General features: G+C 44.4%; 14 protein-coding genes. 6 read left to right on the top strand and 8 right to left on the bottom strand.

Annotated elements, in window-relative coordinates; translation table 11 throughout:
- Positions 1-11: 11 nt before the first annotated feature.
- From DN730_RS11925 to DN730_RS11910, 4 genes are all read right to left on the bottom strand, one after another.
- Entirely contained in the window at positions 12-962 is a 951-nt protein-coding gene (locus DN730_RS11925) for an AEC family transporter (protein ID WP_115468369.1), read from the bottom strand.
- A 24-nt stretch (positions 963-986) separates the two neighbouring features.
- On the bottom strand, positions 987-1664 hold the full coding sequence (locus DN730_RS11920; RefSeq protein WP_115468368.1) for a response regulator: 678 nt from the start codon (positions 1662-1664) through the stop codon (positions 987-989).
- Between the two features lie 17 nt (positions 1665-1681).
- Positions 1682-3088: an ATP-binding protein gene (locus DN730_RS11915; protein ID WP_115468367.1), complete on the bottom strand. Its 1407-nt coding sequence runs from the start codon at positions 3086-3088 to the stop codon at positions 1682-1684.
- A gap of 136 nt (positions 3089-3224) precedes the next feature.
- Positions 3225-4994 (bottom strand): SulP family inorganic anion transporter, encoded by a 1770-nt coding sequence (locus DN730_RS11910; protein WP_115468366.1) that lies wholly within the window; start codon positions 4992-4994, stop codon positions 3225-3227.
- 251 nt (positions 4995-5245) lie between these two features.
- On the opposite strand from DN730_RS11910, the gene DN730_RS11905 reads away from it, so the two are divergent.
- From DN730_RS11905 to DN730_RS11895, 3 genes are all read left to right on the top strand, one after another.
- Positions 5246-5962, top strand: coding sequence for a YebC/PmpR family DNA-binding transcriptional regulator (locus DN730_RS11905; RefSeq protein ID WP_115468365.1), 717 nt, complete (start codon positions 5246-5248; stop codon positions 5960-5962).
- A gap of 87 nt (positions 5963-6049) precedes the next feature.
- On the top strand, positions 6050-6226 hold the full coding sequence (locus tag DN730_RS11900) for an oxidoreductase-like domain-containing protein (RefSeq protein WP_115468364.1): 177 nt from the start codon (positions 6050-6052) through the stop codon (positions 6224-6226).
- A complete protein-coding gene (locus DN730_RS11895) occupies positions 6204-6404 on the top strand; it encodes a DUF1289 domain-containing protein (protein WP_115468363.1) in 201 nt (66 codons plus the stop codon). The genes DN730_RS11900 and DN730_RS11895 overlap by 23 nt, the downstream gene beginning before the upstream one ends.
- Here the strand turns inward: DN730_RS11895 and DN730_RS11890 are convergent.
- Positions 6401-7627 carry a glycosyltransferase family 4 protein gene (locus DN730_RS11890; RefSeq protein WP_115468362.1) on the bottom strand — a complete coding sequence of 409 codons (1227 nt, stop codon included), beginning with the start codon at positions 7625-7627 and terminating at the stop codon, positions 6401-6403. The genes DN730_RS11895 and DN730_RS11890 overlap by 4 nt on opposite strands.
- A gap of 133 nt (positions 7628-7760) precedes the next feature.
- Between DN730_RS11890 and fabV the strand changes: the two genes are divergently transcribed.
- Together fabV and DN730_RS11880 are read left to right on the top strand one after the other, a co-directional pair.
- A complete protein-coding gene (gene fabV / locus DN730_RS11885) occupies positions 7761-8963 on the top strand; it encodes an enoyl-ACP reductase FabV (protein WP_115468361.1) in 1203 nt (400 codons plus the stop codon).
- A gap of 95 nt (positions 8964-9058) precedes the next feature.
- Positions 9059-9655 carry a hypothetical protein gene (locus tag DN730_RS11880; RefSeq protein ID WP_115468360.1) on the top strand — a complete coding sequence of 199 codons (597 nt, stop codon included), beginning with the start codon at positions 9059-9061 and terminating at the stop codon, positions 9653-9655.
- Positions 9656-9665: 10 nt separating this feature from the next.
- Here the strand turns inward: DN730_RS11880 and DN730_RS11875 are convergent, their stop codons facing one another.
- The 3 genes from DN730_RS11875 to ubiG form a co-directional block, all read right to left on the bottom strand.
- A complete protein-coding gene (locus tag DN730_RS11875; RefSeq protein WP_158541207.1) occupies positions 9666-12458 on the bottom strand; it encodes an insulinase family protein in 2793 nt (930 codons plus the stop codon).
- A 108-nt stretch (positions 12459-12566) separates the two neighbouring features.
- Positions 12567-13313, bottom strand: a complete 747-nt coding sequence (locus DN730_RS11870; RefSeq protein WP_115468358.1) for a YciK family oxidoreductase — start codon at positions 13311-13313, stop codon at positions 12567-12569.
- A gap of 10 nt (positions 13314-13323) precedes the next feature.
- The gene (ubiG, locus tag DN730_RS11865; protein ID WP_115468357.1) at positions 13324-14052 is read right to left on the bottom strand and encodes a bifunctional 2-polyprenyl-6-hydroxyphenol methylase/3-demethylubiquinol 3-O-methyltransferase UbiG; all 729 of its coding nucleotides are present in this window, start codon (positions 14050-14052) and stop codon (positions 13324-13326) included.
- A 367-nt stretch (positions 14053-14419) separates the two neighbouring features.
- Here ubiG and gyrA point away from each other — a divergent pair, with 367 nt between their 5' ends.
- On the top strand, positions 14420-17110 hold the full coding sequence (gene gyrA, locus DN730_RS11860) for a DNA gyrase subunit A (RefSeq protein ID WP_115468356.1): 2691 nt from the start codon (positions 14420-14422) through the stop codon (positions 17108-17110).
- Positions 17111-17122: the final 12 nt, after the last annotated feature.

The raw sequence follows: 17122 nt of genomic DNA, 5'->3' as shown, positions 1-17122 counted from the left end.
ATTTTAGAAAATTACATTACTTTAAGTGCGCTCAAGATTGTAACCCCAAGGCTGGTGGTGATTAATGAAAGGAGGGTAGTCAGCACTATGATGTTTGCGGCTAGAACGGCATTGCCATTCATTGCACGCGCCATAATATAGCCCGCGGAAGCGGATGGGGATGAAGATAGTAAGAACAAAATACCAAGCTCTATGTCACGGAATCCGATCCAATAGCCGCTTAATGTTAGAGTGACAGGCATGACAATTAGCTTTCCTATTGTTGCTAATAAAGCAGGCGAAAAGTCCTTCTTAAGCTCTTTGAATCTAAGAGATGCGCCAGCACACAACAATGCTAACGGAAGGGTCATGCGTGCGAAATAGTTGCCCGCTTGGGTAACCATATCCGGCAACGTTAAATTGATTTTTGTTGCTAGCAATGCGAGCACGATGGCAATAATAAGCGGATTTTTCAAAATCGGCTTCAAAGAGCTAGAGATACTTTTGTTAGCGCCCATTGAGCGATTAATCGTAATGACAGACAGTACGTTATAGAGCACCATGACTCCGCCAATATAAATCGATGCAACGGCAAGTGCTGCATCACCGTATGCGTTGATGCAATAGGCAAGCCCTACAATCGCCATGTTCGATCGAAATGCTCCCTGTACCACGATGCCGCGATCAGCTTTTACAGGGATCAATTTTAGCGCGAGCAGCTCAAGCACAATGTAGGCCAGAAATGTTGCAAGCATGCCAAATAGCATTAATGAAATGTGACTACTCGGGTCTCTCGAGTGTTCGGTAATGCTGATAAAGATCAGTGCAGGCATGGTGACATTGAATACAAGCTTCGAGGCCACCTCGACGAAGTTGTCGTTAATCATGCCAATTTTTTGAAGAAAGGCACCAACAACAATTATGAGAAATATAGGTGCAGTGATGGAGATGGAAAACTCCACCACTGATAAAAAACTATCCATTTAGCCTAATGCTCTGCGACAGATTTAGTCGTTGTTTTCGAATCGATAGCCCGCACCATATACGGAATGGATCACATTAAGCTCTGGTGCCACCGCTGCAATTTTTTTGCGTAGCTTTTTAATGTGGCTATCAATAGTGCGGTCACTTACAACTCGGCTATCTGTATAGATACTTTTCATTATCAAATCACGACCGAATACTCGACCAGGTTCTTTAATGAGTAACTGCAATAATTGGAATTCGACAGTTGTTAAATCGATCAGCTCGCCTTTGTAAGTAGCTCGTAGGCGGTCCGCATCCAAGTCAAACCCGTCTGTTTTTGGTGCTTCTGTCTGATCCAGCTCAACTCGACGAAGATTCGCTTTCACTCGGGCAACAACCTCACGTGGACTAAACGGCTTACATACATAATCGTCAGCACCCATTTCCAAGCCAATTAGTCGATCTATTTCTTCTGCTTTTGCAGTCACCATTATGATCGGCATGCCACTAAATTGACGTACTTGTTTGCATACTTCTACGCCATCTAAGCCAGGCAGCATAAGATCCAGTAGCATTAGGTCAGCTTGGTTGTTTTTCAGGTAATCTACAACCAGATCACCTCGGTCAAGATGGTGATGTTCGTAACCTGCTTGCTCAAGGTAAGCAGCCATTAACTCTGCTAACTTCGGTTCATCTTCGACAATCAGTACTTTGCTCATAGTTCTCAAGTCCATATTTAATTTAAAGGAAATTCAATACGTATTCCCAGCCCGCCACTCGTTGGCTGATAAGCGGAAATAGAGCCTTGGTGTCCATCTACGATACTCGTGCAGATGGCAAGGCCAAGGCCGCGCCCACCCGTTGCACGATTGCGCGAATTTTCCACGCGGAAAAACTGTTCAAATATACGTTTCATGTCCTCGTCGCTAACGCCGGGAGGAGTGTCTTCCATTAAAACAACCGCTTTTTTATTCTCTTTTGTCAGAGTAACCGTCAATTTTCCTGGAGCGCTGGTATATTTTAAAGTGTTATTCATTAAATTTGCGAATAATTGGTGAAGTCTGTCAGTGTCACCGGTGATCTTGATGGGGGCTTTTTTAGCCTTTACAAGTTCAAGCTCTATGCCTGCTTCGTCAAATGGTAATTGCATAGACGATACTGTTTGTTCAAGTATTTCGTTTAGCTCGGCCTCATCCATTTGGTAATCTAGACTTCCCATATCATGCATCGACAATTGGTTTAGGTCATCTATTAGTCGCGCAATATGAACGGCTTCTTGCTGGAGTGAACCTAATGAATCAGGCGTTACTTTAATGATGCCATCTTGCATAGCTTCTATTTCCCCACGGAGAATAGCAACAGGTGTACGTAGTTCATGCGCAGTGTCAGCAACCCATTTTTTACGTGCTTCGCGCATGTGTTCAAGTGTCGAAGCTAAGTGGTTAAAGTCTCGCCCAAGGTCAGCCAGTTCATCAGAGCCTTTTATCTTGATTCGAGTATCAAATTTACCGGCAGCAAGGCGCTTGGTTGCTTGGCGTACAGTGCAAATAGGGCGGCTAAGCCATTGTGCTAGTGGCCACGTGAGTAATGCGGCAATGGTAAGCATAAACGCTGAAATCAATAAGAATGCTTCACCTTGTTGTCTCACAAACCGTAGAGTTTGATCTTGAACAAGCGCCCGCATTGATCTTAGCCCAACATATCCAACTAGCTGGTCATCAACTAAAACTGCGTGGGTTTCAGCTTCTGGGAAAGGGATTTCACCAATCAATGGTTGCTTATTCTTGTCGAATAAAAGAAAACGCTGGCGATAGTACTGCGAGGGGTAAATAAGGTCTAAATTAGGTGTGCTTGGAGGCGGAATGAGATCCCGTATATTATCTAGTTTAGCTTTTTGCCATTCCTTCTCAAGCCGGCTTTCTTGAACTAAAAAGTACCAATCGTCGTAGTAGATATATAGGTTAGCCGTGCGATTTGCCATTTGCTGTAGGAAGTCTCGATCTCGTTCAGTTGCGTAGGTAACAAAACCTCGGTCAAAACTCCATTGAAAAACCTGCCACATGGAAACGATCAATAAGACGTTGCTCAAGACAAAAACGACAAATAGCTTGTGGCGGATCTGAATACCTTTGGTACCTATCATAAAGTCGTTATTGCCGTCCCGATGCGTTTACAAAATGTTTGTTTTAGCAATTCAATTACTAAGACGCAACTATATATAGATATCTGTCTTCTTGGCTATCTTTTCATTAGTAAACAATGAGGAATTACTATTGATTCTAATTGTTTGATAGAGGGGTCTCCGTTTGGCCTTTTTCACGCCGTGTTGAGCACTCCCAGAAGACAGATTTGTCACACTGAGCGCATTGTTGTAAATCCATAACTCGTTCAATTTGCTTAATGGCAATGCCTTTTCCGGGGTACACATACTGTTCACCTACTGCCTCTATAACTCCAAATCTATCTAAACGCTCAAGTTGCCAGAGATAGCGCGCGACCAAATGTACTTGGGTACCTCGTTCAGTTTGTTTTTTGATGAGCTGAGTTAGAAAATGAGCACCTTGCATGTCAATCGCTGAGATCCCTCGGCAAAGTATTACCCAATGATCTTTATGAGGCATTGAGTGCTCAATTTCTTGGAACTGTTTAGACATAAAGTCAACAGATCCAAAGTATAGAGGGCCGTCGAGCCTTATAAAGTGTATCTGTGGACAGGTTGTTAAATTAAAATGGACAATATTATGGAAGTATCGTCCTTCATCAGTTTGCATTGGTGCCATAATGCGTACATTTGGCTTTGCTGTTTGGTTTAGAAATAGCGCGAGACTAAGGCCAACGCCAACCAAAATACCAAACTCCAAGCTGATGCCAATAGTGCTACAGAGAGTTACGAGGGCGATAGCGAGTTCACTGCGACTTGTTTTAGCATAATGCAATAGCTCTTTGAATTCGATAAGTCGCCAGCCGACTAAGATAATAATGCCAGCCATGGCTGGAATAGGTAAATGCGAAAATAGTGGTGCAATGAGCAACAGAATAAGCAGCAGAAATGCGCTTGAAAAGATAATCGCAAGTGGCGTTCTAGCGCCAGCTTCGACATTAATCCCGCTGCGAGTAAATGAGCCTGAACTCATATAATTGGAAAATAAGCTGCCAATCATATTTGACATACCTTGCCCAACAAACTCCTTGTTGGTGTCTATTTCCTGTTGGGTTTTTAAAGCAATGGCTTTAGATATAGAAGCGGCTTCTAGTAGACCGATTAAAGCCAACACAACAGCTCCAGGAATCAGTTCCCGTAGCGTTGATGCTGAAAAATCAATTAAGGCAAAAGGGGGAATAGCTTGGCTAAGTTCTCCGACTAATGGGACGCCATGTTTGCCAGCATGTAAGACATAACCAACAACGCTTCCCGCTACAAGTGCCAAAAGGTAGTGGGGGAGTTTGTTAGACAGTCGTCTAATAATGATGGCTGATAAAATAGTTGCGACACAGATTCCCAGAGAGAATAGATTTGTTTGGGGTGCAACGTGCAAGATAGCATTGCTAAAGCTCCATAGGTGATCTGGGCGTGGTAATTGAGCGGTTAGAGCATGTTGTATTTGGCTCAGCATAATGAGCAATGCCGCGCCTGTTATAAAGCCAACCATAACCGCATGAGACACAAAGTTAGTTAAATTGCCGAGTTTGGCTAACCCTAACGCTAATTGAATAGCTCCGGCGAGGAAGGTAATGGTTAACGCAGCTTGGATAAATTCTGCGGAGCCTGGCGTATACAAACCAGATAGAGATGAAAAAAGTAACGCAGAAATTGCAGTCGCTGGCCCACATACCATATGCCAAGATGATCCGAACAGTACCGCTATAATCGGCGCAACCATGGCGCTATAAAAACCGTACTCAGCCGGCAATCCTGCGATTGCAGCGAAGGCTATACCCTGAGGAATCGACATAGAAGCGCAGGTAATTCCAGCGATTATATCAGCCTTAATCGTTGATTTGTTTACAAGTTGAAGCCAAGGTAACCAACGATACAGGGCGGTAGGCATTAAGAGTCTCCGTTATGGGGGAATATTTATGACGGATGATTATAAAGAAATAACGATATTTTAATAGGGTGTTGAAAGCTGTCAGGTAAAGGATATGAGCTCTTAGGTATAAGGGTTGGTCAGTTATATAGTGTAAAAACTGATGTTTAGTGCATGGTATGAATCAGTATTTCGATGTCGAGTAGTTTCCTATCGTCGCAGTAAACGGTAAAATTCAATTTTCACAATGAATAGAACAGTAGGAATATGTAATGGGCAGAGCCTATCAAAACCGAAAAGAGTCTATGGCAAAAACCTCGGATCAAAAGGCCAAGGTTTATAGTAAATACGGACGTGAGATCTATGTGTGTGCTAAATCAGGAGGTGTTGATCCAAACGGTAATCTAGCATTGCGTAGCTTGATGGATCGCGCCAAAAAAGACCAAGTTCCGGCACATGTCATTGAGAAAGCACTTGATAAGGCAAAGGGTGGCGGTGGAGAAGACTTTGATACCGCGCGTTATGAAGGTTTTGGTCCAGGTAATACCATGGTTATCGTTGATTGTTTGTCCGATAACCCTAATCGTACGTTCGGCGACGTACGCACTTGCTTTAACAAAGTAAAGAGCAAAATAGGTACGCAAGGTAGCGTATCTCACATGTTTGATCACTCTGCGATTTTTGTATTTGCTGCAGAGGATGAAGACAGTGTGATGGAGGCGTTATTGGAAGCGGACGTTGATGTTACAGATATTGAGTACGAAGAAGGTAAAGCGACGGTTTTTACTCCAAATACTGAGTATGGACATGCTCGTCAAGCCATTCTCGATGCCTTTGACGGCGTGGAGTTTGATGTTGACGAGATCCAGTTTATTCCTCAAATGACGACTCAAATTTCAGGCGAGGATGTGGAGCAGTTTGAGCGCTTTCTAGATTTGTTGAACGATCTAGATGATGTTCAGAACGTTTACCATAACGCTGAATACTAAACAAATCATTGTAGAAAGCCCCCGCCAATCACTTGTCATAATGGTGGTTACAGGGGGCTTTTTTATCGCTGTTAGGAGTTTAAAGTAATGATAACTGGACGACCGACGCCCCCAGAAGATTGGGAGTGTTGTGAAAGTGAGTGCACTCCATGTGTGTGGGATACCTACTATGAGGATCTGCGCGAGTGGAATGAGCAACAAAAACAGCTGAGTAACGCTGAAAAAAAGGTAGAACCAAAAGATGAGCACCAAGAAAGAAAATGATCAGGTAATTAAATCACCTTGTGTAAACATTTGCTTTCTTGATGAAAACGATGTGTGCTCTGGATGTTACCGAACCGGCGCAGAAATCAGTCAATGGGGGCGAATGAAGCCCGAGCAACAGTTAGCGGTAATTGAATTGGTGAAGCAGCGAGAAAAAGCCAGTGCCTTCGTTAGCTAAGAGCTATTTTTTTGGTTTTTTAAGGTGATCCATTGGGACATATATTGTGTGCTTTTCATTGAATGATGGCGCATAAGTTTACCTAAAAAATGATTGTTTCTTAGGGTCTGTTTCAATTGCTGTTGAACTTTAAGTCTTTGTAGAAACTTGCTGGCCCACTGTGATTGTTGATAGTGCAGTTGGATTATCTGCTCGCCATTTTTTTGCATAAGCTGATAGGCCTCATGGTCATTGTAAAGGCTCACAGCAGCGTTGCAGAACTCTTTGATATCGTCGGTGATTACCCCATTCCATGGCAGGTTGCCATGCATTGCTTCTGCCCCCACGGTGGTTGTAATGCTGGGCGTTCCTACTTGCATTGCCTCGACCAGTTTTCCTTTGATGCCTGCGCCGAATCGCAATGGGCTAAGCATAATTCGACTGTCAGCAATAACTTCAAGGGCGTTTTCTGCCCAACCTTTCACTAAAAATCCTTCCCTTTCATTATGTAGCTGCGTCGCTTTGGGTGGCGGATAAGCACCATAAATATTCAGTGTTGTGTTGGGTAGTTTGCTGCGGATGATCGGCCAGTAAGTCTGTTTAAGTTGTAAAACAGCGTCCCAGTTAGGAGCGTGGCGGAAGTTGCCGATAAAAATAAAACCGTGTCGCTTTTCAAAGGGAGTAAATGGCGTATAGGCGCTTGGAAGCATGAACGGTAGATGCATGACGTGTGTGTCAGGAACGTGGAAATGTGTTAGCAGTAAATCGCGTTCAAACTCTGAAATCATCAGGGTTAGATCTGAGCGATGAATGGCTGCGATTTCACGTACGCCTAAATCAGAGTGCATGTCTTCAATGGCAAATGGCCTATTTTTTTTGAGAGCGGTGTGCCTAGCATCTCTTAGCGAATGCAAATCTTCTGTATTGAGAATTCTCAATGCTTCAGGGGCGTATTTCTCTACTCTCCACCCGAATTGCTCTTCCATCATGAAGCGGTCAAAAATAACAATGTCGGGAGACAAATCTTCAATGAAACTATTAAATGAATCACAGTTAAGAGTGATAGCTGATGTGCTAACGTCAAGCGCACAAAGGTCTGCCATGTGATCAGTGGTCTGTGCTGGGGAAGCAAAATGAATGCTTGCCTGAGCCCCCTTTAGAGTGTGAATTAGCTGCATCATGCGACTGCCAGCAGCAGATGAGTTTGGCTCAGGCCAAACGTAACCGATAATTAAAACGTTCATGAAGCGTAAGGTCTTGGAAGTTAAAGAAAAGGGACAAGGATAATGAGATATTGTATCATGTGCGGCAACTTTGTGTTGGTGCCCATGATGGAGTACACAGCATGCTATCGAAACATAACGTTGAGACTTAACTATGATTATTAAGCCGAAAATTCGCGGATTTATCTGTACAACCACTCACCCTATTGGTTGTGAACAGAACGTCTTAGATCAGATTGCCAAAACTAAAGCTAATGGCGAGATTAAAGATGGACCAAAGAAGGTCCTAGTGATCGGTTCATCCAGTGGTTATGGGCTGTCGTCTCGAATTGCCGCTGCATTTGGTTCTGGTGCCGCAACAATTGGTGTATTTTTCGAGAAGCCTGCAACAGAGAAGAAGCCGGGGACTGCTGGTTGGTACAACGCTGCGGCGTTTGATAAGGCTGCGCATGAAGCAGGGCTTTACGCGAAAAGCATCAACGGAGATGCGTTCTCAAATGAAGCACGTGACAAAGTCATTCAGTTAATTCAAGAAGATTTGGGTGAAATCGATCTAGTAGTTTACTCTTTGGCCTCACCAGTTCGTAAGATGCCGGAGTCTGGAGAAGTGATTCGATCTGTTCTAAAACCTATAGGCGAACCATACCGCTCTACGGCGATTGATACAAATCGTGATGTGATTATCGATGCAGAGATTGAGCCGGCTACAGAAGAAGAAATCCAACAAACAGTTACTGTTATGGGTGGCGAAGACTGGGAGCTTTGGATGTCTGCGCTGTCTGAAGCTGGTGTATTAGCAGAGGGTGCGCGAACCGTTGCATATTCATACATCGGTTCTGATATCACTTGGCCAATTTATTGGCATGGCGCGCTAGGCAAGGCGAAAGAGGATTTAGATCGAGCAGCAAAAGCGATTGATGGTGAGCTGGCTAAGCGTAATGGTGGTGCTAACGTAGCAGTACTGAAATCCGTTGTAACACAAGCGTCTTCGGCCATCCCTGTCATGCCGTTGTATTTGTCAATGGTCTTTAAAGTGATGCGAGAAAAAGGCTTGCATGAAGGTTGTATGGATCAGGTTTACCGTCTGTTTGCTGAGCGTTTGTATAATGGCAACAAGCCAGCAGAGTTGGTTGATGATGCAAATCGCCTGCGCCTTGATGATTGGGAGCTGCGTGAAGATGTGCAGCAAGCATGCCGAGAGTTGTGGCCTCAAGTAACAGATGCTAATTTATTTGACGCGACAGATTACCAATTATACAAAGATGAGTTTTTGAAGTTGTTTGGTTTCGGTATTGATGGGGTCGATTACGAAGCAGATGTTGATCCCCAAGTAGAGTTTGATGTCATTTCGCTTTAAGAAAAATGAACCCTAGTCGATAACAAAGGAGGCACAAAGCCTCCTTTTTTTTATTTTGAGATTCTTCTATAGTGTTTAGAGTCTCGGAGTGGTTCATGTATTTTTGTAAATCGATTTTAGTTAGCTCTCTAGCGATGTTTGCTTCTTCAGCCATTGCTCAAACCGTATCAGTGGAGACGATTGATGTTTTGTATGGCAATAAGGTCTATCGTGGTCAACATCAAGTTGTTCGCAGTTCGCCAGAAGAGGTTGCAATCATTCCTGCAGAGAAACCTCAACCGGATACCACTATTAACATGGTTGTGTCGGCGAGTGCGAATAAGTCCTCCTACCTAGAAGAATCGGCATTAGCCAAGCGAGAGCAGGAAATCTATGACGAGGTGAATCGAAGGACACGTGACGCGCCGTTTACGGTGTTGTTTACAGGGAACATTCCGGAGGAGATTCAGCAGCGTCGTCTAAATATGATGCCTGAGGTGGGTATTTTTGGTGATCAGCTTGATAAGCTGAATGCAGACCAGCAGGCACTAAATCCAGAAGAATCAGTTGAGCCGAGCGAAGGTGAGTTTACAGAAGTAACACCAGGTAATCGCGTCTTTGGTGAGCCTGCGCCTCAAGTGGCGCCTGAAAGCCCACCGAATCAAGCGGAAATGACGGATGAGCAAAAGCTTGAGCAGTTAATTGGCGGGTAATTGCTCTTTGTTATTGAATCGAAAGTTGCTGCCAGTTAGTGGTGTCTTGCCATTGATTGGTGGTGACAACTCTGGCGGCCTGATTGTGTTCTATTTTGTTTTCGATAAAGACGATAAAGTCATCTTTTGACAGCGTTTTAAGTGTTTTAATCCAAGTTTCTCTATCGTTAAAATTATGCTCAGGTTCAACAATATGGGGCCATTCTTCTAATGCGCTTTCGCGAAGAGTTTTTGGTGTCAGGGAAAATTGAGAGAGTACTGCACTGCGAGCCTGCTCAAACTCTTGATCTGAAAGTCTATTACCCCATTCGCTATTTTCTTCCAAGAAGCGTCCAATTTCCGATATAAGCGTATCGCTGTCGGTATTAGGCGATTGCACCAGAAAGCCGATTGCTGGAGTTTGATCAATGGTTTGGTTAGTAACTCCGACAATATAGCCATATTGCTTCTCGGTGCGAAACTCGTTGTAAAAGCGTGGGCTGAGTAGCTGTACTAGTATCCGAAAGTAAGAGCGTTCGACATGGTCGGCGTTGTTACCATCCGTTGAAATCAAGCTATATAGAACGACACTGTCAGAGCTACGAGTATTAAATTGGTAGACGTAACGACCATTCGGCGCAAGTGATTTTACTTTTACCGTTTGATATTGATGCTCACTTAATCGATTAGAAAGAGTGTTTTGTAGTGTGTTGGCGAGCTTTTCCGATTCTTGTCGTTCAAAGTTTCCTGTCACGTAGCCGATGTAACGAAATCGTTGGATGTGTTTTTGAATGAATTGGTTGATTTCATCTGCGGTAACGCTAATAAGATGATTTTGAATGGCGTCCCGCGTTGAGTTGCCAAGCGTGGTAGCTTTTGAAAAGTAATGGCGTGCCAAGGCATGGGGCGGTTGGTTATCTAGATTGTTTAAATTTTTCAGGATTTCTTGCTTGGCAACCGTGAGTCGCTCTGGTTCCGCTCTAAATGCTAATAATTCATTTAGTAAGTCTTTGAAAAAAACCATTTGCTTATCAGTGTATCCACTTGTGCGTAAGGTTAACCCATTTTTATGTGCATATAAGCTAAAATTTAGGCCGGCATTGTAGGGTTGGTAAGAACTTTCACTCATCGCATCTGTAAAAAGTATCGCCCAAAGCTGAAGCAACAATTTGTCACGTGCTGAGTCGTTTTGTGTGCATCCCAGATACCCGAAAATCATACCTGTTGGCTTTTTGAACTGACTATTGGTTTTGTGCCAGAAATCGAGTTTAGGTGTGTTTACGATATGTATTGGAGATGCATCGCTATGGTTTGTTATAGCTAAATTATCGGGAATGTACGGATTTTCTTTTGGTTGGCCGTAGTTATTGGGTAAGTCCTGTGCCACTTCGTTATCCCACTTTTCGCTGAGATTGGCATTGGCATATTTGCCTTGATATAACGGTTCTACTTGCCATTTAAGAGGGGCTGCTGCCCATTCGTCAGGTGAAATGCTAGGGTGTTGCCATTGCACAAGTACCCGCTTTTTTGATAACTGTTTAAGTAGCAGTTCAATGTCTTTTTCCTTTGCATCACCAGTTATTCTAAAGCTTTCTAAGAGTTGGTTTGGGGAGACGACTCTAGATCTGGATGCGAGTAGTTGGGCAAGGTGCATTGGTGGTACATAGTCATGGTAAGCAAAGTTAAGTTGGCTTAGTGTACGTGTTTCTTTTATGTATGCAGGGTTAATGTCGGTTTGCTTTAGATTATCTATTGCTTTGAAAACTCGAGCAACCACTTCATTTCGATGAGTAACGCCTTCGTCAGTAAGTCTAATGGTAAGTTTAAATAGCGCATTGTTGCCATCGTCTTTCGTGATCCCGGTATGTAGGGATTGCGCCCAATTCTTTGTTTTCAAATCTGAGAAGAGTGAGTTCTTTGATTCATCCCCTAAAACGTAGCTTATATAGCGCGTCGGTTGAGTGGCATAGTTTTGGATTTGACTTGGGATAGGGAATGATAAAGACAGAAGGCTCTTTTCAGTGTCTGTTTGAAAGACTTGTATTTTATGGGGGGCTTGTACTAATACAGGTAACTCAGCTTTCTGTGTGTGCTTGCGTAGGGGGATGTCTGAAAAATAGGTTCTTGCGTAAGTCTCCAAGGTCTTCAATGGTTTGTTGGCGACCAATACTAGGGTCATGTTGTCCGGGGTGTAGAAGTTGTCATAAAAGCCTTGCAGGCGAGCCTTTAGAGTATCCGTAGGCATGTTCCCTAAGGTATCTAAATTGCCGACGGTAAAGCGGCTGCTTGGATGGTTTTCGTTAATGAGTGTTTTGAAGGCTTCATTGCTGCGACGAGTTTCGTCATTTAATTTAGCTCGGTATTCAGAGTCTACAGCATTGATTTCTCTAGCAATGTAATTTGGATCAAGTGTGGGAGCGATGAAAAACTGCGCAAAGCGGTCAAGCGCTTCTGGGTAGGCGTCGGGTAATACGTCAAAGTAGTAATTTGTTTCTTGGCTGCTGGTGAAAGCGTTGTGCGAGCCACCGTGTTGCCGAATGTATGCTTGATAACTGTTCGCTTCAGGGTATTTTTTGGTTCCCAAAAATAGCATGTGCTCCAATAGGTGAGCGATGCCTGGGTGTTCGTCGGGGTCTTGAAAGTTGCCTGCGTTTACTGCGAGGGCGGCTGCGAATCGCTCAGCTTTGGGATCGGATACGAGAATGACCGCAAGTTCATTTGAAAGTGTGACGTGTGCGTACTTAGATAGGCTTGTTTGGCTTTCGCCGGGAATGATCTGCATAGAGGTGGCTGCTATGGATGATTGCATGAGTGTTTGGCTCAAGCAAACACCTAGAAAAATGAAGATTGTTCTAAGGTTGCGTATAATTTGCATCATGAGTTCAGGTTAGCTCGAACTCATGATGCAGTGCAACCTTAGTTTTTTATGGTGCTATTTGGGTTGTGCGTCAATCGATTGACCATTTAATTGGTGACTATCGTCGGACATCAGGTAAAGATACAGAGGCATTAAGTCGGCTGGCGTTTTGAGTGTGTTTGGGTCTTCCGCTGGGTAGGCAAACGCTCTCATGTTAGTTCGTGTGGCACCAGGGTTAATGGCGTTTACTCTGATATTGGATATGTTTTCTAGTTCATCAGCGAGCAGTTGCATCATGGCTTCGGTGGCAAACTTGGATACCGCATAGGCGCCCCAGTAAGCTCGTGCTTTGCGCCCTACACTTGAGGTAGTGAATATGATAGAGCCGTTAGGTGCTTCTTGTAGTAGCGGAATGAGTGCTTGGTTGAGTAAAAACTGAGCGCTCACATTTATGCGCATGACTTGCTCAAATGTACTGGGATCAAAGTTAGCCAGTGGTGTTCGAGCGCCTAAAATACTGGCGTTATGTAGGATTCCATCGAGGCGGCCGAATTCTTTTTGAATGGTGTTTGCGAGCTCGACATAATCATGCTCGACAGCTGTATCTAGGTTTAGTGGGACAATTGCCGCCTGAGGGTAACCCGCGCTATCAATGGTATCGTATACGGTTTCCAGTTTTTTGGTTGTTCGGCCCAGCAAAATAACGGTGGCACCATGAGCCGCATAGGTGAGGGCGGCCTCCTTACCAATGCCATCGCCTGCGCCGGTCACAAGAATGACTTTGTCTTTTAAGCAATCTTTCAGGGCTTGGTAATCTAGCATTGAGTGCCTCCTAGCGTATTTCTGGTTTTTGTGTGTGCATCATGTAATTCACAGAAACATCACGTTCGTTAAGCTTGTAAACTTTGGTTAATGGGTTATAAGTTAGCCCTGTCATGTGAATCAGCTCTAGTCCTGCTTCCCGAGCAAAGCCACTAAGCTCGGATGGTTGGATAAATTTTGCGTAATCGTGGGTGCCTTTAGGTAGCATTCGCAAAATATATTCAGCTCCGACAATGGCGAAGAGGTAAGCTTTCGGGTTGCGGTTTATCGTAGAAAAGAAAATGTGTCCACCCGGTTTGCAGAGTTTCATGCAAGCTTGAATGACAGATGCTGGGTCAGGAACATGTTCAAGCATTTCTAGGCATGTAACAACATCGTATTGAGCAGCTTCACGATCTGCGATTTCTTCAGCAGTAATGCGTTCGTAATCGATTTCGAGTTTGCTTTCTTCAAGGTGTAATCTGGCCACTCCGAGAGGCGCTTCACCCATATCGATCCCTTTCACCGAGGCTCCCATTTGAGCAAGTGCCTCGGATAAAATTCCACCGCCACAGCCAACGTCAATGACTTTTTTTCCATTCAATTGTGCGCGATCGTTGATGTAGTTGGCGCGCAGTGGGTTGATGTCATGAAGTGGTTTAAATTCACTGTTCTTGTCCCACCAGCGACTTGCTAGCGCCTCAAATTTTGCAACTTCATCTAAGTCAACGTTGGCTGTATGTGATTGCTTGGTGGTCATATTGGTTTCCTAATTAAATCTGTGGTTGCAGCATAAAGGTTGTTAGTTACCTTTGTTATTCGATACTTTGCTGCGAATTGGATGACTTGCATTATATAGATAATAGATATACCCACAAACTAAAGCGTCATTATTATCGTCGCTTTTTCACTAAGTCTTGATTTTGGTGAGCTCTCATTTGAAGTCGGTTTAGAGGGGTATCAAGAGGTGGGGGTGTGGCTCAGTTGGCGTACAATAAAAGGTATTAGAGGATGGGTGTTCGACAAATGGTTGTGGTATAATGCCGCGCTTACAAAAAGATGGTCGGAGTCGCTCGACCTTTCATGACGAGCATAACGCGCTCCAAACATAAGGAACGGTCGTATCTATGGGTGAATTAGCCAAAGAAATTATTCCCGTCAGTATCGAAAATGAGCTGAAAGGTTCTTATCTTGACTACGCAATGAGCGTAATAGTGGGTCGTGCGTTGCCAGATGTGCGAGATGGACTGAAGCCAGTTCACCGTCGAGTTCTGTACGCAATGAACGAGCTTAAGAATGACTGGAATAAGCCCTATAAAAAATCCGCACGTATTGTTGGTGATGTGATAGGTAAATATCACCCACATGGTGATTCGGCAGTTTACGAAACAATTGTACGTATGGCGCAGCCTTTTTCGATGCGCTACACCTTAGTTGATGGTCAAGGTAACTTTGGTTCCGTAGATGGTGATAGCGCAGCAGCTATGCGTTATACCGAGATCCGTATGGCGCGCATGTCGCACCATATGCTGATGGACCTAGAAAAAGAGACTGTTGACTTTGTGCCCAACTACGATGGCACAGAATTCATGCCTGAAGTTTTGCCTACACGTATACCTGGCCTTTTGATTAATGGCTCGGCAGGTATTGCTGTGGGTATGGCAACTAACATTCCCCCCCACAATTTGGGTGAGGTGATTGATGGTTGCTTAAATGTTATCGACAATCCAGACATTACCATCGATGAACTGATGGAGTTTATTCCTGGCCCTGATTTTCCAACGGGTGCGTTCATTAATGGGCGTGCTGGTATTGTGGAAGCTTACAAAACTGGCCGTGGCCGCATCTACATGCGTGCTCGACACCACGTAGAAGATATGGATAAAGGGAATCGCCAAGCGATTGTCTTTACCGAGATCCCATATCAACTAAACAAGGCTAAAGTGATTGAGAAAATTGCTGAGCTGGTGAAAGAGAAAAAATTAGAAGGCATTAGCGAGCTCCGCGACGAGTCGGATAAAGATGGTATGCGTATCGTTATTGAGCTTCGACGAGGCGAAAACCCAGATGTCGTAGTAAACAATATCTTTACACAGACACAGCTTCAGAGTGTGTTCGGGATCAACATGGTTGCCCTAGTTGATGGCCGCCCTGAACTTTTGAACATCAAGCAGATTCTTGAATGTTTCGTGAAGCACCGCCGTGAAGTTGTGACTCGCAGAACAATCTATGAACTGCGTAAAGCGCGTGAGCGAGGTCATGTACTAGAAGGTTTGGCAGTATCTCTTGCTAATATTGAGCGAGTAATTGAGCTAATCCGTCAATCTCCAACCTCTGCCGAAGCGAAAGAGAAACTAATTGCAGAAAACTGGGAACCAGGCAATGTGAATGCAATGCTTGAGCGTGCGGGCGCCGATGCTTGCCGCCCCGATGATCTCGACCCAGCATATGGTTTCAACGACGGAGTGTACCGATTGTCTCCAGAGCAGGCCCAAGCGATTCTTGATTTGCGTTTGCATCGTTTGACGGGGCTAGAGCACGAGAAGCTTCTTGGTGAATATAAAGCTCTTATTGAGACCATCGCTGAGCTGCTTGAAATTCTTGGCAACCCTGATCGTCTGATGGAAGTTATCCGCGACGAGCTTGAGGATGCTCGAGATCAGTTTGGTGACGTGCGTCGTACGGAAATATTGACATCTAAGCAAGATTTAACGATTGCTGATTTAATAGACGAAGCACCAATGGTTGTTACTATTTCGGATACGGGCTATGCGAAAACTCAGCCATTAGAAGAATACAAAGCACAGCGCCGGGGTGGACGAGGTAAGTCAGCGTCTGGAATGAAGGATGAAGATCACATTAGTCACCTATTGGTCACAAGTAGTCATGATACCGTCATGCTGTTTAGTAACTTCGGTAAAGTCTATTGGTTGCGTGTATTCGAAATACCTGTTGGCAGTCGCGCTTCCAAAGGGCGTCCGATTGTAAATCTTTTACCATTGGCTGAAGGTGAGCACATATCGGCATTGTTGCCACTTACCGCACCTGAAAAAACAGATGTTGATAATGACGCTGATGTTGAATTGGAAGATGCTGAAGACGTTGCTGCAAGCAGTTACATCTTTATGGCTACCGCAAACGGTACGGTGAAGAAAACAGCTATGGAGCACTTTGCTCGTCCTCGTTCAAGTGGCCTGATAGCGCTGAAATTGGATGAAACCGATGCGTTGGTTGGGGTTGCGCAAACCTCCGGCAATGATGACATCATGCTTGTATCCAGCTCTGGTAAGACGATTCGATTCAAAGAAACGGATGTTCGACCAATGGGGCGTACGGCTGCCGGTGTTCGAGGCATTAGGCTGGCGGAAGAAGCTAAAGTTGTTTCTTTAATTGTGCCTAGTGCTGATATTGAAACCGCTGTTCTTATGGCATGTGAGAACGGTTACGGTAAGCGCACCATGATTAATGAATTTCCTGTTTACGGTCGAGGTGGACAAGGTGTTATTGGTATCCAAGTATCCGATCGTAATGGCCCTGTAGTCGGTGCCACGCAAGTTGAAGACAATGATGAAGTGATCCTAATAACTGATATGGGAACCTTGGTCAGGACTCGTGTTTCTGAGATATCGTGTCAGGGTCGAAATACGCAAGGTGTTACCTTGATTCGTCTTTCGAATGAAGAAAAGCTTGTGGGAGTTGAGCGAGTTGTTGAAGACGATGATGCTGAGCTTGCTGATAGCGAAGGGGAGGTTGATTTAGATAACGCCGAGGTCACTGAAAACGCCCCCGAAAATAATGAACCAGACTCTGATTTATAGAGTTCCATGGCG

The organism is Marinomonas piezotolerans (assembly GCF_003362755.1).
GTDB classification, from domain to species: domain Bacteria; phylum Pseudomonadota; class Gammaproteobacteria; order Pseudomonadales; family Marinomonadaceae; genus Marinomonas; species Marinomonas piezotolerans.
This window is presented reverse-complemented; position numbering and strand designations above follow the sequence as displayed.